17 protein-coding genes are annotated in these 20,210 nt (G+C 64.4%); 14 read left to right on the forward strand and 3 right to left on the reverse strand.

The genetic code is table 11. The features are described 5' to 3' along the window. Window positions 1–6 precede the first annotated feature (6 nt). The 4 genes from ABIC09_RS11075 (at window position 7) to ABIC09_RS11090 (ending at window position 6,348) form a co-directional block, all read left to right on the forward strand. On the forward strand, window positions 7–669 hold the full coding sequence (locus tag ABIC09_RS11075) for a protein-L-isoaspartate O-methyltransferase family protein (protein ID WP_148752281.1): 663 nt from the start codon (window positions 7–9) through the stop codon (window positions 667–669). A 205-nt stretch (window positions 670–874) separates the two neighbouring features. Continuing rightward, the gene (locus ABIC09_RS11080) at window positions 875–2,260 is read left to right on the forward strand and encodes a TolC family outer membrane protein (protein ID WP_148752347.1); all 1,386 of its coding nucleotides are present in this window, start codon (window positions 875–877) and stop codon (window positions 2,258–2,260) included. A gap of 303 nt (window positions 2,261–2,563) precedes the next feature. Then, window positions 2,564–3,343, forward strand: coding sequence for a PopZ family protein (locus tag ABIC09_RS11085; protein ID WP_187434960.1), 780 nt, complete (start codon window positions 2,564–2,566; stop codon window positions 3,341–3,343). A 128-nt stretch (window positions 3,344–3,471) separates the two neighbouring features. Then, window positions 3,472–6,348, forward strand: coding sequence for a valine--tRNA ligase (locus ABIC09_RS11090; protein WP_354109269.1), 2,877 nt, complete (start codon window positions 3,472–3,474; stop codon window positions 6,346–6,348). Between the two features lie 2 nt (window positions 6,349–6,350). On the opposite strand, the gene ABIC09_RS11095 is transcribed toward ABIC09_RS11090, so the two are convergent. Further along, window positions 6,351–6,953 (reverse strand): DNA-3-methyladenine glycosylase, encoded by a 603-nt coding sequence (locus tag ABIC09_RS11095; RefSeq protein ID WP_148752276.1) that lies wholly within the window; start codon window positions 6,951–6,953, stop codon window positions 6,351–6,353. Between the two features lie 130 nt (window positions 6,954–7,083). Here ABIC09_RS11095 and lipA point away from each other — a divergent pair, with 130 nt between their 5' ends. The 4 genes from lipA (at window position 7,084) to ABIC09_RS11115 (ending at window position 9,867) form a co-directional block, all read left to right on the forward strand. Then, window positions 7,084–8,040, forward strand: coding sequence for a lipoyl synthase (lipA, locus tag ABIC09_RS11100; protein WP_354109270.1), 957 nt, complete (start codon window positions 7,084–7,086; stop codon window positions 8,038–8,040). 6 nt (window positions 8,041–8,046) lie between these two features. Continuing rightward, complete coding sequence (locus ABIC09_RS11105) at window positions 8,047–8,529, forward strand: type II toxin-antitoxin system RatA family toxin (RefSeq protein WP_148752272.1); 483 nt, start codon at window positions 8,047–8,049, stop codon at window positions 8,527–8,529. 217 nt (window positions 8,530–8,746) lie between these two features. Continuing rightward, entirely contained in the window at window positions 8,747–8,941 is a 195-nt protein-coding gene (locus ABIC09_RS11110; RefSeq protein ID WP_148752270.1) for a hypothetical protein, read from the forward strand. A 149-nt stretch (window positions 8,942–9,090) separates the two neighbouring features. Beyond that, entirely contained in the window at window positions 9,091–9,867 is a 777-nt protein-coding gene (locus ABIC09_RS11115; protein WP_354109271.1) for a mechanosensitive ion channel family protein, read from the forward strand. Window positions 9,868–9,873: 6 nt separating this feature from the next. Here the strand turns inward: ABIC09_RS11115 and ABIC09_RS11120 are convergent, their stop codons facing one another. Further along, the gene (locus ABIC09_RS11120) at window positions 9,874–10,485 is read right to left on the reverse strand and encodes a CinA family protein (RefSeq protein ID WP_354109272.1); all 612 of its coding nucleotides are present in this window, start codon (window positions 10,483–10,485) and stop codon (window positions 9,874–9,876) included. 3 nt (window positions 10,486–10,488) lie between these two features. Then, window positions 10,489–11,685, reverse strand: coding sequence for a bifunctional 2-C-methyl-D-erythritol 4-phosphate cytidylyltransferase/2-C-methyl-D-erythritol 2,4-cyclodiphosphate synthase (locus ABIC09_RS11125; protein WP_148752265.1), 1,197 nt, complete (start codon window positions 11,683–11,685; stop codon window positions 10,489–10,491). Window positions 11,686–11,969: 284 nt separating this feature from the next. Here ABIC09_RS11125 and dusB point away from each other — a divergent pair, with 284 nt between their 5' ends. The 6 genes from dusB to hfq all read left to right on the forward strand — a co-directional run bounded on the left by dusB (window position 11,970) and on the right by hfq (window position 20,206). Next, complete coding sequence (gene dusB / locus ABIC09_RS11130) at window positions 11,970–12,971, forward strand: tRNA dihydrouridine synthase DusB (RefSeq protein ID WP_354109273.1); 1,002 nt, start codon at window positions 11,970–11,972, stop codon at window positions 12,969–12,971. Then, entirely contained in the window at window positions 12,968–14,143 is a 1,176-nt protein-coding gene (locus tag ABIC09_RS11135; RefSeq protein WP_148752261.1) for a two-component system sensor histidine kinase NtrB, read from the forward strand. The genes dusB and ABIC09_RS11135 overlap by 4 nt, the downstream gene beginning before the upstream one ends. A gap of 9 nt (window positions 14,144–14,152) precedes the next feature. Beyond that, window positions 14,153–15,595, forward strand: coding sequence for a nitrogen regulation protein NR(I) (gene ntrC / locus ABIC09_RS11140; protein WP_148752259.1), 1,443 nt, complete (start codon window positions 14,153–14,155; stop codon window positions 15,593–15,595). A 391-nt stretch (window positions 15,596–15,986) separates the two neighbouring features. Continuing rightward, on the forward strand, window positions 15,987–18,320 hold the full coding sequence (locus ABIC09_RS11145; RefSeq protein WP_354036821.1) for a sensor histidine kinase NtrY-like: 2,334 nt from the start codon (window positions 15,987–15,989) through the stop codon (window positions 18,318–18,320). Window positions 18,321–18,338: 18 nt separating this feature from the next. After that, window positions 18,339–19,709 carry a nitrogen assimilation response regulator NtrX gene (ntrX, locus tag ABIC09_RS11150; RefSeq protein ID WP_148752256.1) on the forward strand — a complete coding sequence of 457 codons (1,371 nt, stop codon included), beginning with the start codon at window positions 18,339–18,341 and terminating at the stop codon, window positions 19,707–19,709. A gap of 248 nt (window positions 19,710–19,957) precedes the next feature. Continuing rightward, window positions 19,958–20,206 (forward strand): RNA chaperone Hfq, encoded by a 249-nt coding sequence (gene hfq / locus ABIC09_RS11155; RefSeq protein WP_007591126.1) that lies wholly within the window; start codon window positions 19,958–19,960, stop codon window positions 20,204–20,206. The last annotated feature ends 4 nt before the right edge of the window (window positions 20,207–20,210 follow it).

Below are 20,210 nucleotides of genomic sequence, written 5' to 3' on the forward strand. Positions count from 1 at the left end.
CCGCAAATGTCCGGTTTCTCGACCGCGCGCCTAAAAATGGTCGATGGCCAGGTGCGCACCAATGACGTCACCGATCGCGGCATTCTCGATGCCATGCTCACGGTTCCCCGCGAGGCCTTTGTGCCGGCGAACCGGCAGGCGCTGGCCTATCTCGACCTCGATCTCGATGTGAGCGAGGGCGGCGCCAAGCGCTTCCTGATCAAGCCGCAGCTGATCGGCAAGCTGCTCCAGGCCGCCGAGATCGGCGAAAGCGACAACGTGCTGGTCGTCGGCTGCGCCACCGGCTACCTCGCCGCGCTGGCCGCCAAGCTTGCGCGCCAGGTCACGGCAACGGAGAGCGATTCGGCTCTGGCTGCGAAAGCCAAGGACGCCTTCGCCGGGCTCGGGCTCACCAACGTGACCTCCAAGGTCGCCGCCTGTGCCGAGGGCGATCCGGCTGCCGCGCCCTATGACGTGATCATCCTCAACGGCGCGACCGAAGTGACGCCGGACGGGCTGTTCGGCCAGCTCAGGGAAGGGGGACGCCTGGTGGGGGTCTCGGCCGAATCCCGGCCATCACGGGCCATGATCGTGACCCGTACCCACGGCGAATTCGGCCATCGGTCGCTGTTCGACGCCGCCGCCCCGGTGCTTCCGGGGCTGGAACGGGCCGCCGCCTTCGTCTTCTGACGGCCGAAACCCCGTTAAAATCCCGTTCTGAATCAGAAGTGTGGCCGGGATGCTGCACGTGAAGAGTTTCCACCGAGAACTACCCGGAGGTAGTTCCGTTGCGCTCAGTCGCGTCCTATGTTGCACCGGGGCAACGACTCCACTTGGATACGGTAACCAGGCTCGCGGGCACGAGCCTGACGTGAGAATGAACGGATTTTCAAGGATGCATGGGGTGAAGTTCTTCACCGGAGCAGCGGTTTCGGTCCTCCTGACGGCGCTCGCCGGGCCGACGCCTGCATTGGCGGATACGATCGAGGCCGCGCTGGTGCGCGCCTATCAGAACAATCCGCAGCTCAACGCACAGCGCGCTCAGGTGCGCTCGACCGACGAAGGTGTGCCGCAGGCCTTGTCGGGCTATCGCCCCAAGGTCAATGTGACCCTCGGCACCGGGTATCAATATCAGGATACCCAGCAAGCGCAGAAGGGAGCGACATTCAATGGCGTCCTCCAGTCCAACAGTGCGAGCCTGACCGTTAATCAGACGCTCTACAACGGCAATCAGACTGCCAACAGGACGCGCGCGGCGGAGAGCCAGGTCTCGGGGTCCCGCGAGGCGTTGCGTGTGCTCGAGCAGACGGTCCTGCTGCAGGCTGCCACGAGCTACATGGACTACCTGCGTGACGCGGCAACTCTCGAAGTTCAGCGCAGCAACGTGCGCGTGCTCGAGCAGACGCTCAAGCAAACGCGAGATCGCTTCAACGTCGGCGAGGTCACGCGCACAGACGTGGCGCAATCCGAAGCGCAGCTGGCTGCCGGCAAGACTCAAGCGCTGACCGCCGAATCGAATCTCACGACGACGCGCGCGACTTTCCGCCGGATCATCGGAAACGAGCCGACCAACCTTGCCCCCGGCTCGCCGGTCGATCGCTTCCTGCCCGGGACGATCGCCTCTGCGGTCAGTCTCAGCCTGGTGGAGAATCCCAACGTCACGGCGTCGATGTACGGCATCGACGTCAACTATCTTCAGGTTAAGATCAACGAAGGCGCACTGCTGCCGACGGTCACGGTTCAAGCTGGCGTGAGTACGGCCTACCAGCAGACCCTCCAGGTTTTCCGAACGAATACCGCGTCCGCCATCGCGACTGCTTCGGTGCCGATCTTTCAAGGCGGCGCTGAATATGCGCTGATCCGCCAATCGAAAGAGAACTTGGCGCAGCAGCGCCTGAATCTTGAAACCACCCGCGACCAGACCCGCGCGAACGTCGTGCAGGCCTGGGGCCAGTTGGAAGCCGGCAAGGCGCAAGTGCAGTCCGCGCAGGCGCAGGTCACGGCTTCCGAGATCGCGCTGAACGGCGTCCGCGAAGAGGCCAAGGCCGGCCAGCGCACCACGCTCGACGTGCTCAATGCACAGCAGGCCCTGGTGAACGCACGCGTTGCACTCGTCACGGCCCAGCATGACCGCGTGGTGGCGTCCTATTCGGTGCTCAACGCGGTTGGCCGCCTTGCACCGCAGGTGCTCGGACTCAACACCACGGTCTACGATCCGAGCGTGCACTACCAGCAGGTCCGCGATAGCTGGGTCGGCGTGCGTACGCCCGACGGACGCTAAGACCCGTAGTCCTCCGGTCGGCCTCGCAAACTGCCATGGCCGACCGGTGCTTTGCTTGCAATCACCAAAATCCCTGACATAGCCTTGCCAAGAAGCTGCGGGTCGATTCGCCCCGCATCCAATGTTGCATGCGTAATGCTTGAGTGACGGGGCTGGGGCGCGCCGCCTCACGTTGAGCCGTGATCTGGGGACAAGTCTGGCTGTCGCGACGAAAATGTCGGGGCGCACATCCGGAACCGGCCAATCCTGTCGTGCTTGGTGTAAAACAACGCATGCGAGGGCGTTGATGATGTGGAGTCGGAGATGACGCAGCCTGCAAAGGTCACAGAACCCTCCATGGAGGAGATTCTGGCCTCGATCCGGCGCATCATTGCCGATGATGAGGCCAAGCCGCCGCCCGCAGAGGCTGCAAAGCCCGCGCCGGCACCCGCCACGCCCGCACCAAAGCCCCAGGCGATGGCCGACATTCCACCATCCAAGGTCGCGCCTGCAAAACCTGCCGCTGAAAAGCCCGCGCCACCGCCGGCCGCGAAGCCCGCGCCGGCGCCGCCCCCTGCGCCAGCAGCGGATGTCGGCCCCAACAACCAGGACGACATCGACGCGCTGCTGGCGGGCCTCGACGAAGCTACGCCTGCGCCAGAAGTGCGGGTCCCCGAACCCGAGCCTGAGCCCGAACCCGACGTGCTCGAGCTGACCGACGAGATGGCGATGGACCCGGAGCCGACGCCCGCGCCACCGCCGCCGAGCTTCCACAGGGTCGAGCCGCGCGACGATCTCGAATTCGCCGAAGCGCCGCCGCCCCGTCCGACATCGCCGCCGCCATCCTATGCATCGGTCGACTTCGATGCGCCGCCACTGCCGCCGCAGCAGCCGATCCTGGCCCAGTCGACCGTCTCGGCGGTCGAATCCGCCTTCAATTCCCTGGCCCACACGGTGCTCAGCAGCAATGCGCGGACGCTGGAGGATCTGGTCAAGGAGATGCTGCGTCCGATGCTGAAATCCTGGCTCGACGACAATCTGCCGGGCCTCGTCGAACGCATCGTGAAGGCCGAAATCGAGCGGGTCTCTCGCGGCGGCCGCTGAAGTAGGCCGCTCGACCCCGATAAAACCCTGCTCCTGTGTCATAATCGACCTGCCGGTCGGGCCGGAAAGCCCTTTTGCCGCTGAGCTTTCCGTTGACTTGAACCCCGCGCGCGGCTTTCTAGCGCCCCATGATCGAGAAAAACTACCAACCCGCCGATATTGAAGCCCGCATGTCCGTCGTGTGGGAGGACAGCCTTGCCTTCAAGGCCGGTCGCCCCGACCGCCGCGACGCCGTGCCCTTTACCATCGTGATCCCGCCGCCGAACGTGACGGGCTCGCTGCACATGGGCCACGCCCTCAACAACACGCTGCAGGATATCCTGTGCCGGTTCGAGCGGATGCGGGGCCGCGACGTGCTGTGGCAGCCCGGTACCGACCATGCCGGTATCGCCACCCAGATGGTGGTGGAGCGCCAGCTGATGGAGCGCCAGCAGCCCGGCCGTCGCGAGATGGGCCGCGAGAAGTTTCTGGAGCGGGTCTGGCAATGGAAAGCCGAGAGCGGCGACACCATCATCAACCAGCTCAAGCGCCTCGGCGCCTCCTGCGACTGGTCGCGCGAGCGCTTCACCATGGACGAGGGCCTGTCGAAGGCGGTCGTCAAGGTGTTCGTCGAACTGCACCGCGACGGCCTGATCTACAAGGACAAGCGGCTGGTGAACTGGGACACCAAGCTCTTGACCGCGATCTCCGACCTCGAAGTGCAACAGACCGAGGTCAGGGGCAACCTCTGGTATCTGCGCTATCCGATCGAAGGCAAAACCTTCAATCCCGAGGATCCCACGACCTTTATCGTGGTCGCCACGACGCGCCCGGAGACCATGCTCGGCGATACCGGCGTGGCTGTGCATCCGGAGGATGAGCGCTACCAGAAGCTGGTTGGCAAGAACGTCATCCTGCCGCTGGTCGGCCGCAAGATTAAGATCGTCGCCGACGAATATTCCGATCCGGAAAAGGGCTCGGGCGCGGTCAAGGTGACGCCGGCGCACGACTTCAACGATTTCGAGGTCGGCAATCGCCACGGCCTGCGCCGCATCAGCGTGCTCGACAAGGAAGGCTGCCTCGATCTCCTCGACAACGAGGATTATCTGAAGGGCCTGCCTGAAGGCGCCTCGCAATTCGCCGAGGAGTTCAACAAGGTCGACCGCTTCGCTGCGCGCAGGCGCATCGTCGAGCGGCTGGAATCGTTCGGCTTCGTCGAACGGATCGAGCCGCACACCCACATGGTGCCGCATGGCGACCGCTCTAACAGCGTGATCGAGCCGTATCTCACCGATCAGTGGTATGTCGACGCCAAGACACTCGCAAAACCCGCGATCGCGGCGGTGCGTTCGGGCGAGACGTCGTTCGTGCCGAAGAACTGGGAAAAGACCTATTTCGAGTGGATGGAGAACATCCAGCCCTGGTGCATCTCGCGCCAGCTTTGGTGGGGCCATCAGATCCCGGCCTGGTACGGGCCGGACGGCAGGGTCTTCGTCGCCCAGACCGAGGAGGAGGCCGTCAGCCACGCGCTCGGCTATTACGTCGAGCAGGAAGTCATCACGGCCGAGCAGGGCCGCGAGATGGCGCTCGACCGCAACAAGCGCGAAGGCTTCATCACCCGCGACGAGGACGTGCTCGACACCTGGTTCTCCTCGGCGCTGTGGCCGTTCTCGACGCTCGGCTGGCCCGAAGACGCGCCCGAGGTGAAGCGCTACTACCCGACCAACGTGCTGGTCACGGGCTGGGACATCATCTTCTTCTGGGTCGCGCGCATGATGATGATGGGCCTTCACTTTATGAAGGAGGCGCCGTTCTCGACCGTCTATATTCATCGCCTCGTTCGCGACGAGAAGGGCGCGAAGATGTCGAAGTCGAAAGGCAACGTCATCGACCCGCTCAACCTCATCGACGAGTACGGCGCCGATGCTCTCCGCTTTGCGTTGGCGCGAGAGGCGGCCCACACGCATGACATCAAGCTTTCGTCGCAGCTTGTCGAAATCAATCGCAATTTTGCGACCAAGCTCTGGAACGCATGTCGCTTCGCGGAGATGAACGATTGCGTCTTGCCGGAAGGCTTTGAGCCGGCGAAGGCGAATGAACCGCTGAATCGCTGGATCGCACACGAGACTGCACAGGCCACTCGCGAGGTTACAGAGGCGCTTGAAGCTCATAGCTTCAACGAAGCTGCGAGTGCAATGTACCGGTTCGTCTTGAATGTCTATTGCGACTGGTATGTCGAGCTCGCAAAGCCTGCGCTGCTCGGCGCCGACGGCCCGCTGAGGGTCGAGACCCGCGCCATGGTTGCCTGGGCGCGCGACGAGATCTTGAAGCTGCTGCATCCCTTCATGCCCTTCATCACCGAAGAGCTTTGGGAGGTGACGGCCAAGCGCGACGGCCTGCTCGCGCTGGCGCCATGGCCGCTGAAGCCGTCCGGTCCGACGCCGGAGCAGCTTGCGATGCTTGCGGCTGCGGCCGGTCCGACCGATCCGCTGATCTCGCCGGCATTGGTGATGCCGATCTTCGACCATGCCGACTTCGCCGATCCGAAGGCTGAAGCCGAAATCGGTTGGGTGATCGACCTCGTCACGCAGATCCGCTCGGTGCGCGCCGAGATGAACATCCCGCCGGCGACGCTGACGGCGCTCGTGCTCGTGGGTGCCTCAACCGAGACCAGGGAACGTGCACCGCGCTGGATCGACGTCATCAAGCGCATGGCGCGGCTCTCCGACATCTCCTTTGCCGACCGCGCGCCCGATGGTGCAGTTCAGCTCCTCGTCCGGGGCGAGGTGGCCGCGTTGCCGCTGAAGGGCGTGATCGACGTCGCCGCCGAGAGCACGCGTCTCGACAAGGAGATCGGCAAGGCCGACGCCGACATCAAGCGCGCCGAGTCGAAGCTCGCGAACGAGAAATTCGTCGCCAACGCGGCCGAAGAGGTCGTCGAGGAGGAGCGCGAAAAGCGCGAGGCGGCGCTGGCCCGCAAGGCCAAGCTGCTCGAAGCGCTCGAGCGGCTGAAGCAGGCGTCGTAAGCTTATTTCGGAAACGGCTTGCTGAGGAATTTCGAGCCCCTGACGCCATAGCGCCAGGGCAGCTCGACGGCCTTGGTGATGCCGATGCGGATGCCGGTCGCGACCTCGACGTCCTCTGTCCGCGCATGCAGCGCGATCGGCGGCCGGTCCAGCGGCAGTGTGTTGTGCGCGATGGTGATCCCAAGCGCTTCGGTGAGCTTGCCCGGGCCCGAGCACAGCGCGTGCAGATCCTGGAGGTGGCGGCGGCGGCGCATCGCGGCGAGGCCATGCGTCGGCTCCAGCGCGCGGATCAGCACGGCGGCGGCCGAGCCTTCCGCCTCGCAGACGAAGTTGACGCACCAGTGGATGCCGTAGGAACGGTAGATATAGGCAAAGCCGGGCGGGCCGAACATGATCCGGTTCCGCGGCGTCGGGCCGTTGTAGGAGTGCGCCGCCGGCTCGGTATGATGATAGGCCTCGACCTCGACGATGATCCCGCCGACGCCATCGACCAGCATGGTCGCACCGATCAAATCGGGCGCGACCTCGCGGACATTGCGGTCGAAAAAGCCGCGCTTCAGGGCTTTGCCGAGCCGCGGTGTGGAAGTCTTCGAGGTTGGAGCCATTCGACGTGAGAATCGCCAGAGAACAGAGCAGGATATTGCCCATATCTGCCATGTTCCCTGAAGCAGGGCGAGCCGGGTTGCAGCAGGCAACCAGACCGACTAGGTAGGACCTGAACAGACCGGACACCCCATGGTCGTTATTGTCGATACCATCACGAACCCGTTGCGCCCGCGCCACCCCGAAAAGGTGAACCGCCCCGATTCCGCTTCGCCGCCGAAGCCGGACTGGATCCGCGTGCGCGCCCCTAATACCCGCGGCTATGCCGACACGCGCAACATCGTGCGCGCCAATGGCCTGCACACGGTGTGCGAGGAGGCGGGCTGCCCGAATATCGGCGAGTGCTGGGACAAGAAGCACGCGACCTTCATGATCATGGGTGACACCTGCACCCGTGCCTGCGCCTTCTGCAACGTCAAGACCGGCATGCCAAATGCGCTGGATGCGGCCGAGCCGCAGAACGTCGCCGAGGCCGTCGCCAAGCTGGGACTCGCCCACGTCGTCATCACCTCGGTCGACCGCGACGATCTCGTCGATGGCGGTGCCGAGCATTTTGCACAGACCATCCGTGCGATCCGGGCCGCGTGCCCCTCGACCACGATCGAGATACTGACGCCCGATTTTCTTCGCAAGGAAGGCGCGCTTGACATCGTCGTCGCGGCCAAGCCCGACGTCTTCAACCACAATCTCGAGACCGTGCCGTCGCGCTATCTCACCGTGCGGCCCGGTGCGCGCTATTTCCATTCGATCCGGTTGTTGCAGCGGGTCAAGGAGCTCGATCCCGCGATCTTCACCAAGTCCGGCATCATGGTGGGCCTCGGCGAGGAGCGCCACGAGGTGCAGCAGGTGATGGACGACCTGCGCTCCGCCGACGTCGACTTCCTCACCATCGGGCAGTACCTCCAGCCGACGCGCAAGCATCACGCCGTGATGCGCTACGTGCCGCCGGACGAGTTCAATTCTTACGAAAAGGTGGCTTACACCAAGGGCTTCCTTATGGTGTCGGCGAGCCCGCTTACCCGTTCGTCGCATCATGCCGGCGAGGACTTTGCGAGACTGAAGGCTGCGCGGGCCGCAACGGCCCGCTGAACCGCTATGCCCAAATTTTCGAGCAAGCGCCGTGTCAATCACAGCGCATCCAAGATGTTTGATCTGGTCGCCGACGTCGAGCGCTACCCGGAATTCGTGCCGTTGTGCAGCGCGCTGAAGATCCGTCAGCGCATGGCGAAACCCGACGGCACCGAGGTGCTCGTCGCCGACATGACGGTGTCGTTCAAGCTGGTCAAGGAATCCTTCACCAGCCGCGTGACGCTCGATCGCGCCAATCTGAAAATCCTGGTCGAATATCTGCAAGGTCCGTTCAGCAATCTCGAGAACCGCTGGACGTTCGAGCCCAAAAGCCAGCAGGAGGGCCATGACGTTTGCGATGTAGGCTTCTTCCTCGCCTATGAATTCAAGAGCCGCATGCTGGCCATGCTGATGGGCTCGATGTTCGACGCTGCGTTTGCGCGCTTCTCGGCCGCGTTCGAGAAGCGGGCCGATGCGATCTACGGCCGGCCGAAGCTGGCGTCGTCCTGATCAATCCACCGCCTTCACCACATCCGGCGGCTGCGAGGCGTAATAGGCCACTCACGCCTCGATGAGCGACGGTGACAAGTGCAGTTTGTGCCAAAACGCTGGGGAGTGACGGAACACCCCTTGCCGTGGGCGGCACATCTGGACCGGCTGCTTTTCGTGAGGAGGACAATTACAGTCTGAGTCGGGCGCAGGGCTTGTGTAGCGGGACCCAGGAGACATGGCGCGCTGGAAGCAATCGTGGAGCGACGACGACCTCAATCGGCTCAGGAAACTTGCAGGGACCAAGCCAATCACGATGATCGCGAAGGAGCTCGGTCGGACCACGGGAACTGTGCTCGCGAAGGCGATCGAGCAAAACCTTCCCGTCATCCATCGGATCGAGCGAACCTCGCAAGGATCGGACCTGCCTTGAATGTCGAATTCCCGCCGATAGATACCGGGGAATTCAGGTCGACCTCACCTATGCGATCCAGCAACGGGCGTCTGACGGTCGGTCGGGCTCGAAAGGGATCGTTCTACGCAACTGCGAGTTCTCAACCGAATGTTCCGGTTGGAGATATCATGACCATCAATTTCGACACGCTGAAAGCCTCGCTTGTCCTGTATGGGCTCAACGCGATCTACGCGATCCTGCTGCTTGCAATAGGCTGGTACCTGTCCGGCGCCATGCAGCGCGTCGTCACGCGCATGCTCGCCGTCGGCCATCGCGTCGATCCGCTCGTCACTCTGTTCGTGTCCAGTGTTACGCGCTACGGCGTGCTGGCGGTGGTCGGCATCGCCGTGCTCCAGTTGTTTGGCATCCAGACCGCAAGCCTCGTTGCGGTGTTGGGCGCGACGTCCCTCGCAATCGGTCTGGCGCTACAAGGCACCCTGTCCAATCTCGCGGCCGGCGTGATGCTGCTGCTATTCCGGCCCTTCCACATCGGCGATGACGTCGAGGTCGGCGGCAAGGCCGGCAAGGTGAGATCGCTGTCGCTGTTCATGACCGAGCTGGTCGCGGCCGACAACACGCAGATTCTGTTGCCGAACGGGCAGGTGTGGGGCGCGGCGATCATCAATCACAGCGCCTATCCCGGTACGGGCGAGGTCAAGGTGACGTTTCCGGTCCGGGCAGGTTCAGCCAATACGCTCGCCGACCAGATCTTGAAGGAGTTGCGCGACGATCCCCGCGTTGATGCGCGGACCGAGCCGTCCGTCAACGTGTCCAAGGTGATCGCCGCCGATCCGGCCGCGCCTGTCGTGGAATTGACGGTGAGTGCGACGGTGAAGCCGTCGGATACCGATGCGGTCAAGCAGCGTGTGCTGGACCACGCCAGCGCGCTGCTGGCGGCGGCGTAGCGTGCATCAGCCCCGCGGCGACCGCGGTGGCCGGCGCTTCACCACATGCCGGCGTGGCGAGCGGGTGACGCGGGGACGCAGTCTCGTTGCGGCGGCCGTGCGGCGCGGCTTGGCCGCGGCCTGCGGGCCGCGGGCGAGTTCCATCAGCATGCGTAGCGCCTCGACCACGGAGCGCTGGCGGACTGCGGTGCGGCCGATCGCGCCAAAACGCTGCTCGCGATGGATGATGCGGCCGTCGCGCGCAGCAGCGGCAAAATGGACGAGGCCGACCGGCTTGCCGGGCGTGGCCCCCCCGGGGCCGGCAATGCCGGTGATGGCCACCGCAAGATCGACGCCAGCACGCTCCAGCGCGCCGACCGCCATCGCGGTCGCGGTCTCCTTGCTGACGGCACCGAAATTGGTGAGCGTGCTGGCCTCGACCCCGAGCATCGCGCGCTTGGCGTCGTTGGAATAGGTGACGAAGCCGCGATCGATGACGTCAGACGAGCCGGGGATGTCGGTCAGGGCGCCGGCAACAAGACCGCCGGTGCAGGACTCGGCGGTCGCGATCGTCAGCTTGCGCATCCGGCACAAATCGAGCAGCGAGCGGGAGAGGGCGCGTGCGTCGCTGCCGCCCATGGCCTAGACGCTCCAAATCTTCTCGTTAAACGGCAGGCGAATGGTGGCGCTCGCGGTGGCCGCGATGCCTTCCTCGCGGCCGGTGAAGCCGAGCCGCTCGCTGGTCGTCGCCTTCACCGCGACGCGGGAGATGTCGACGCCGGAGATCTCGGCGATGCGCGCGCGCATGGTGTCGCGTAAGGGACCGATCTTCGGCCGCTCGCAGATCATGGTGACTTCGAGATTGGCGACGCGGCCGCCGCGCGCCGTGACGCGCTCGATGGCGTATTTCAGAAACCGGTCGGAGGAGGCGCCCTTCCACTTGGCATCGCTCGGCGGGAAGTGCGAGCCGATGTCGCCGTCGGCCAATGCACCGAGGATCGCATCGACCAGCGCATGCAGGCCGACATCGCCGTCGGAATGGGCGAGGAAACCCTTGGTGTGCGGCACGCGCACGCCGCAGAGCATGAGATGGTCGCCGTCGCCGAAGGCGTGCACGTCATAGCCCGTGCCGGTCCTGATGTCGCCGAGCAGGCTGGCCAGGCGCGCTTCCTCGCGCACGAAATCCTCGGGAGTGGTGAGCTTCATGTTGGCAACATCGCCTTCAAAGGTCGCAACCGTCAATCCCGCCCATTCGGCGATCGCGGCATCATCGGTGAAATCGCCTCGTCCGTCCTTTGCCGCGCGACGATGCGCCTCGAGGATGACGTCGAAACGAAAGGATTGCGGCGTCTGCGCGATTCGTAGACTTGCCCGATCGGGCGTGTCCTCGACATTGCCGTCCGCGCTGGTGATCTTGATGGTGTCGGTGACGGGAACGACGGGGATCGCCGCGCCCGTCCGGCTTGCCGCTTCGATCGCCCGCGAGATAACGCCCGCCGAGACGAAGGGACGCGCGGCGTCGTGGATCAGGACGATGTCGGGCTTGTGCCTGGCGAGCGCTTCGAGACCGGCGAGCACCGAGGCCTGACGCGTCGCGCCACCATTGGTCGGCGCCTCGTGCTGCAGCCCTGCGACCGTTGCCGTGAACATGGCGCTGTCGTCGGGGTTCACCACCGGTTGCACGGCGAACACGTCGGCGTGGGTGCTGAAGGCTTCCATGGCGCGGTAGATCACGGGCACGCCGCCGATCTCACGATATTGCTTCGGGCCGCCCGCGCCTGCGCGCAGGCCACGACCGGCCGCGACAAGAACGACTGCGGTGCGCTGTGATTTCGCCATAGGACTCAAATATTCGACTGTTTAAGGAGAGGCGCCCGGCATGGGGTGATTGCCGGCATGCCTCTAGCACGGCAGGTCCGCAAAAAAAGAGGGTTTCCCCGGATTGTGGGATTCAGCATTTTGCTGCACTGCACTTGAAAGATTTGCAGAACTGTCTAAACTGTAGGCATGGCGCTTGACTGCACAAGAATTGTGCGCAAGATAGGCCATGGCAGGCGCGATGAGGCCCCTGTCCACTCAATGAGACCGCTGTGACCGGCCCGGCAAGATCAGGCTCTAAGCCGTTGAAAATAGGCGATATTGAAATCGCTACCCCGGTCTTCCTGGCACCGATGTCGGGAGTGACGGATTCACCCGTCCGCCGGCTGGCCGCCGAGCTTGGGGCGGGTCTGGTCATCTCCGAAATGACGGCCAGCGATGAGCTCGCCAACGGTCACCGCATGTCGCGGTTGCGCTGCGAAGCGACCGGGATCGGGCCGCATGTGGTCCAGCTCGCCGGCTGCGAGGCGCATTGGATGGCGGAAGGCGCCCGGATCGCCGAGGCCGAGGGCGCCGACATCATCGACATCAACATGGGCTGTCCCGCCCGCCACGTCACCGGCGGCCAGTCAGGCTCGGCCCTGATGCGCGACCTCGATCATGCCGTCAGCCTGATCGAGGCCACAATTGCCGCTGTGAAGGTTCCGGTGACACTGAAGATGCGGCTCGGCTGGGACGACCGCACCCGCAACGCGCCGGAGCTCGCGCGTCGCGCGGAGGCCGCCGGCATCAAGCTCGTCACCGTGCATGGCCGCACCCGCTGCCAGTTCTACAAGGGCGAGGCCGATTGGGATGCGATCCGCGCGGTGCGAGACGCCATTTCCATTCCGCTCGTCGTCAACGGCGACATCACCACGTTCGAGAAGGCGCTCGCGGCGCTCGAAGCTTCCGGCGCCGATGCCGTGATGATCGGCCGCGGCGCACAGGGCCAGCCCTGGCTGCCCGGCGAGATCGGCCGGCGCCTGAACGGCGGGGCGGCGGAAGCGACGCCGTCGCTCGCAACGCAGCTGCATTATGTCCGCACGCTCTATGAGGGCGTCTGCGCGCTCTATGGCCTGCGCGTGGGCCTGAAGCACGCGCGAAAACATCTCGGCTGGGCGCTTGATGTCGCGGCCGGTGCGAGCGGCGCGCCGGTCGAGACGCTGAAGGCCTGGCGCCGGAACATCCTCACGTCTGAGGATCCGGGCCTCGTCCACCGCTCACTTCAGGATGCCTTCGACGATTTCGCATGGAGCGCCGCTGCATGAGCTCAGCTGCTGACCATCGCCGGCCGCTTCTGTCCGAGAGCGACGCGATCCTGGATGCCTTGCCCAATCCCGTGCTGATGATCGGACCGGACGGCAAGATCGTCGCAGCCAATATTGCGACCGAAGCGTTCTTCGATATCTCGACGCAGTTCTTGAAGCGGCAGTCGCTGAAAGAGCTGGTGCCGTTCGGCAGTCCCTTGCTGGCGCTGATCGACCAGGTGCGCTCGTCGAACTCGCCGGTCAATGAATACAAGGTCGATCTTGGCACACCGCGCATGGGCGGCGACCGCCAGGTCGATCTGCATGTCGCGCCGCTCACCGAACGGCCCGGCCACATCGTGGTGATGCTTCAGGAGCGCTCCATCGCCGACAAGATGGACCGGCAGCTCACCCATCGCAGCGCCGCCCGTTCGGTGATTGCGCTGGCCGCCATGCTGGCACACGAGATCAAGAACCCGCTCTCCGGCATCCGCGGCGCGGCACAGCTGCTGGAGCAGCAGGCCTCGTCCGAAGACCGCATGCTGACCCGCCTGATTTGCGACGAAGCCGACCGCATCGTGACGCTGGTCGACCGCATGGAGGTATTTGGCGACGAGCGGCCCGTGGTGCGCGGCCCCGTCAACATCCATTCGGTGCTCGACCACGTGAAGCGGCTGGCGCAGTCGGGCTTTGCTCGCAACATCCGCTTCATCGAGGATTACGATCCGTCGCTACCGCCGGTGCTGGCCAACCAGGACCAGCTGATCCAGGTGTTCCTCAATCTGGTGAAAAATGCCGCCGAAGCGCTGATCGACGTCCCCGACGCCGAGATCCAGCTCACCACCGCGTTCCGGCCCGGCGTGCGCCTGTCGGTCCCCGGTCAAAAATCCCGGGTATCCCTGCCGCTTGAATTCTGCGTGAGGGACAATGGACCAGGCGTGCCGGACGATCTTCTGCCCAATCTGTTCGATCCCTTCGTGACCACCAAGCAGACCGGCTCTGGCCTCGGTCTCGCGCTGGTCGCCAAGATCATTGGCGATCACGGGGGCATCATCGAATGCGAGTCTCAGCCGCGCAAGACCACCTTTCGCGTCCTGATGCCGATGTATTCCACATCGGTGAAACATCCCGATCACAGCAGTCGCGACGGCTCTGCCGGGAAGTCGTCGTCTGCATCACAGGGGGCAAAATGAGGATTAACGATGCCCGCAGGTAGCATTCTCGTAGCTGATGACGACACCGCCATCCGCACGGTTCTCAACCAGGCGCTTTCCCGGGCCGGGTATGAAGTCAGGCTGACCGGCAATGCCGCGACGCTGTGGCGCTGGGTCAGCCAGGGGGAGGGCGATCTCGTCATCACCGACGTGGTGATGCCGGACGAAAACGCCTTCGACCTGCTGCCACGGATCAAGAAGATGCGGCCAAATTTGCCGGTCATCGTCATGAGCGCGCAAAACACCTTCATGACGGCGATTCGCGCCTCCGAGCGCGGCGCCTATGAATATCTGCCAAAGCCCTTCGACCTGAAGGAGCTGATCGCCATCGTCGGCCGTGCACTAGCCGAGCCGAAGGAGCGGGTCGCGACGCCTGACGACGACGCCGAGATGGAGGCGATCCCGCTGGTCGGCCGCTCGCCGGCGATGCAGGAAATCTACCGCGTGCTCGCGCGGCTCATGCAGACCGACCTCACCGTGATGATCACGGGCGAGTCCGGCACCGGCAAGGAGCTGGTGGCGCGCGCGCTGCACGATTACGGCAAGCGCCGCAACGGCCCGTTCGTTGCGGTCAACATGGCGGCTATCCCGCGCGACCTCATCGAGTCCGAATTGTTCGGCCATGAGCGCGGCGCCTTCACCGGCGCCAACACCAGAGCGTCGGGCCGCTTCGAGCAGGCCGAGGGCGGCACGCTGTTCCTCGACGAAATCGGCGACATGCCGATGGAGGCGCAGACCCGCCTGCTGCGCGTGCTGCAGCAGGGCGAATACACCACGGTCGGCGGCCGTACGCCGATCAAGACGGACGTGCGCATCGTCGCGGCCTCCAACAAGGATCTGCGCGTCCTGATCCAGCAGGGTCTGTTCCGCGAGGATCTTTTCTTCCGCCTCAACGTCGTGCCGCTGCGGCTGCCGCCCTTGCGCGAACGTATCGAGGACCTGCCCGATCTGATCCGTCACTTCTTCGCGCTGGCCGAGAAGGACGGCCTGCCGCCGAAGAAGCTCGATTCGCTGGCGCTGGAGCGGCTGAAGCAGCATCGCTGGCCCGGCAACGTGCGCGAGCTCGAAAACCTCGCCCGGCGCCTCGCTGCCCTCTATCCGCAGGACGTGATCACGGCCTCCGTCATCGACGGCGAGCTCGCGCCGCCCTCGGTCAGCCCAGGTGCTGCGGTCCAGCAGGGCGTCGACAATCTTGGCGGTGCGGTGGAGGCCTATCTCTCGTCGCACTTCCAGGGCTTCCCGAACGGCGTGCCGCCGCCGGGCCTCTATCACCGCATCCTCAAGGAGATCGAGGTGCCGCTGCTCACTGCCGCGCTGGCCGCCACCCGCGGCAACCAGATCCGCGCCGCCGATCTGCTCGGCCTCAACCGCAACACGCTGCGGAAGAAGATCCGGGATCTCGATATCCAGGTGTATCGGAGCGGGGGCTAATTTCGGAACGGCGGCTCAGCTCCCCCTGCCAAAGGTGAGCTGAGCCTGTCCGCATCATCGGGCTGAAATGTTCCGCCGGATCTGACCAGGCGCGCCACGACCGGCTGCGTATTGGCATCTCCGCCGTCTGGTCCTGCCTGCTGGGGCCATTGACCAAGAGGTCAGTGGCCACGATCAGCAGCAGCATCGCCGTCACCGTGATCACGAGAAAAATCCTGTCCATGCCGGGTCAAGCCGGGATGGCCTGATTCTGTTCCGGCCGCCACCCCTGTGGATGCGCTCGTCCGTCGCGGCGCGGACGCCGTGGAATTGTCACAATTCGGCAACAATGTGGTACGAATACATCAGTACCCGCCCATCGCGGACCCGTTTTCAGCACCCCATTGCCGGAATGACCAGCGCAGACACCTCGGCCGCATCCTTTGACACGGCCCCAGCGGAAGAGCCCCGGCGTTGGTCGGTGCGGCGCTGGCTGGTGCCGTTTGCGGTGGCGCTGGCGCTGTTGTCGGGCCTCCTGACCTTCCTGGTCCTCACCGGCCTCACCAGGATCGATCCGACGCCGGAGGTGGTCCGCTCGTTCTACCTGATCAATGCGGGCACGATCCTGCTGCTGGTCGGCATCATCGTGCGCGAGCTCTGGCAGCTGATCCTGGCGCGGCGGCGGGGCAGGGCGGCGGCGCGCCTGCATGTCCAGATCGTCAGCCTGTTCTCGATCGTCGCGGTGCTGCCGGCGGTGCTTGTTTCCGTCGTCGCCAACGTCACGCTCGAACGCGGTCTCGACCGGCTGTTCTCGGGGCCGACCAAGGAAGTCATCCAGAACTCGCTGGATATCGCACGGGCCTACATGCAGGACCATGCGCAATTGATCCGCGGCGACATCATTGGCATGGCCAATGACATCGCCCATGCAAGGCCACTCTACGACCAGGATCGCCGGTCGTTCCGCGAGCTGCTGACCGCCAGCGCCGGCTCCCGCAATCTGCCGGGCGCGATGATCATCGACAAGAACACCAATATCCTGGAGTCCGCTGACACCGGCATGCGACTGGCCTATTCGCCCCCGGCGCCGGACTTCCTCAGCAACGTCAACGAATCCGAGCCCGAGATCGCGGTGCTGCCTGATGCGAGCTACGTCGCGGCAGTGATCCGCCTGCGCGCCTTCAGCGACACCTTCCTGTACGTGGCACGGCCACTCGATCCGAAGGTCGTCAGTCAGCTCAAGCAGACCGAGATCAGCGTCGCCGAATACGCCCAGATCGAGTCGCGCCGGCTCGGCATTCAGGTGGCGTTTGCGCTGATGTTTGCGGTGATCGCGCTGACCATCCTGATGGCCTCTGTGCTGATCGGCCTGAACTTCGCCAACTCGTTGGTGGCGCCGATCCGGCGGCTGATGAACGCGGCCCACACCGTCTCGACCGGCGACCTCCATGTGAAGGTGCCCGTGCATCAATCGGAAGGCGATCTCGCCCAGCTCGGCGAGACCTTCAACAAGATGACGCAGGAATTGCGCAGCCAGCGCGACGAGCTCGTCAACGCCAGCGACCTCATCGACAGCCGCCGCCGCTTCATCGAGGCCGTGCTGTCCTCTGCAAGCGCCGGCATTATCGGCGTCGACACCTCGGGCAGCGTCGGCATCCTCAACCGCTCCGCCGAGAAGCTGATCGGGCATTCCGAGGCCGAGACGCTCGGCCATCCGCTCTCCGACGTGCTGCCCGAGCTCGACGAGATGATGAAGACGTCGCGGGAAGGGACCCAGCGCCTGGTGCAGGGCCAGATCACGATCACGCGCGACGGCACCGAGCGAAATCTTTCAGTGCGCGTCAGCGCCGAGAAGAACCAGCCGCACGACAGCTACATCATCACGCTCGATGACATCACCGAGCTGGTGTCGGCGCAGCGCACCTCGGCCTGGGGCGATGTCGCGCGCCGCATCGCCCACGAGATCAAGAACCCGCTGACGCCGATCCAGCTCTCCGCCGAGCGCATCCGCCGCAAATTTGGCAAGGACATTACCGAGGCCAAGGACAAGCAGATCTTCGAGCAGTGCACCGACACCATCGTGCGCCAGGTCGACGATATCAGGCGCATGGTCGACGAGTTCTCGCGCTTTGCGCGGATGCCGAAGCCCGTGATGGAAGGCGAGGACGTCGCCGACACCGTGCGGCAGGCGGTGTTCCTGATGAAGGTTGCCCATCCCGAGATCGAGATTGAGGCCGAGTTCAGGGACGATCCGCTGCGCGCCCAGTTCGACCGGCGGCTGATCTCGCAGGCGGTCACCAACATCATCAAGAACGCCACCGAGGCGATCGAGCAGGTCCCGGCGGAGGAGCTCGGCAAAGGCCGTATCGACGTCGTGGTGTCGCGCGAGGACGAGGACGTGCTGATCGACGTCGTCGACAACGGCATCGGCCTGCCCAAGGTCGCGCGTTCGCGGCTGCTCGAGCCCTATGTGACGACGCGCGCCAAGGGCACCGGCCTTGGCCTCGCTATCGTCGGCCGCGTGCTGGAAGACCATGGCGGCCGCATCGAGCTGAAGGACGCCTCCGACTTCCGCGAAGGCCAGCGCGGCGCCTGGATGCGGATGCGCTTTGCGATCTCCGGCGAGGCCAAGAAGGCCGAGGGAGCCGAGCAGGCGCAGGAAACAAAAGAGCCGGCGGGCGAAACCAAAGAGCCCGCTGAAAAGACCAATGATTCAACGAAAATCGAAGCCTCATCAGGCATCTGACAAGATAGGCGCGACCCCATGGCAAGTGAAATTCTGATTGTCGATGATGAGGCCGATATTCGGGATCTCGTTGCGGGCATCCTCGAGGACGAGGGTTTCGTCACCCGAACCGCACGCGACAGCGACTCGGCCTTGGCCGAAATCGCCAATCGCCGGCCGCATCTGGTGTTCCTCGACATCTGGCTGCAGGGCTCCAAGCTCGACGGCTTGCAGCTGCTCGAGCAGGTCAAGAAGGACAATGCCGATCTGCCTGTCGTGATGATCTCCGGCCACGGCAACATCGAGACCGCGGTCGCCGCGATCAAGCGCGGGGCCTATGACTTCATCGAGAAGCCGTTCAAGGCGGACCGGCTGATCCTGGTCGCCACCCGCGCGCTGGAAAACTCGCGGCTCAAGCGCGAGGTCAAGGAGCTGAAACAGCTCGCGCCGAGCGCCAGCCAGCTCGTCGGCCGTTCCCCGAGCGTGAACCAGCTGCGCCAGACCATCGAGCGCGCGGCCAAGGCCAACAGCCGTATCCTGATCGTCGGCCCCGCCGGCGCGGGCAAGGAATTGGCCGCCCGTACGCTGCACACGGCCTCGGGCCGCGCCGACGGCCCCTTCGTCGTCATCAATGCCGCCGCGATCACGCCGGAGCGGATGGAGCACGAGCTGTTCGGCGTCGAGCAGTCCAACGGCGAGCAGCCGCGCAAGGCGGGTGCACTCGAGGAAGCCCATGGCGGCACGCTGTTCATCGACGAGATTGCGGACATGCCGCGCGAGACCCAGAACAAGATCCTGCGCGTGCTGGTCGAGCAGTCGTTCCAGCGCGTCGGCGGCACCGGCAAGGTTCAGGTCGACGTCCGAATCATCTCCTCGACCGCGCGCAACCTCGAGGAGGAGATCGCGGTCGGCCGTTTCCGCGAGGATCTCTATCATCGGCTTTCGGTGGTGCCGATCCGCGTGCCCGCGCTCTCGGAGCGGCGCGAGGACATTCCGGAGCTGATCGACTATTTCATGGAGCAGATCTCGGCCGGCAGCGGCCTGCCCAAGCGGCAGATCGGGCAGGACGCGATGGCGGTGCTGCAATCGCATGTCTGGCCGGGCAATGTGCGCCAGCTCCGCAACAACGTTGAGAGAGTCATGATTCTGGCCGCGGGCGGACCGGAGGTGATTATCACCGCCGATATGCTGCCGCAGGATGTCGGCTCGATGGTGCCGGCGATGCCGACCAGCAACAATGGCGAGCACATCATGGGCCTGCCGTTGCGCGAGGCTCGCGAAGTGTTCGAGCGCGACTATTTGATTGCCCAGATCAGCCGTTTTTCAGGAAATATTTCTCGCACGGCCGAGTTTGTTGGCATGGAACGTTCGGCGCTGCATCGGAAGTTGAAGGCGCTGGGCGTCGGCTGAGGCCCCGGCGCCCCGGTCAGACCGCAGGGATAAGCGAGAAAAATCATCGATTTCCGTAGTTTTTCGGGGCAATCGAGCAGGCCCTGCCGCGTCAAGCGGCTTGCCTAACAAGCCGACCTGTCCTCTAATTGACGTGCCGTTCCTCCGAGGGGGATCTCATGAGGGACGGCAACCGGAAGAAGGCCTCTTTTTTGAAAACAGGGTCACGACCGGCGCAATAAAAAGAAACTCAAAGCGAGAAAAAAACAATGGCGGCAGACCGCGCACAAAACCTACAGGACACTTTCCTCAATCACGTTCGCAAAACCAAAACGCCACTGACGATCTTTCTGGTCAACGGAGTGAAGCTCCAGGGCATCGTGACCTGGTTCGACAATTTCTGTTTGCTGCTTCGGCGCGACGGTCATTCGCAGCTCGTCTACAAGCATGCGATCTCGACCATCATGCCGGGCGCTCCGATCCAGCTGTTCGAAGGCGGCGAGGATCAGCCGGCTTGAGAGT

Source organism: Bradyrhizobium sp. S3.12.5, from assembly GCF_040548225.1.
Taxonomy (GTDB): domain Bacteria; phylum Pseudomonadota; class Alphaproteobacteria; order Rhizobiales; family Xanthobacteraceae; genus Bradyrhizobium; species Bradyrhizobium cytisi.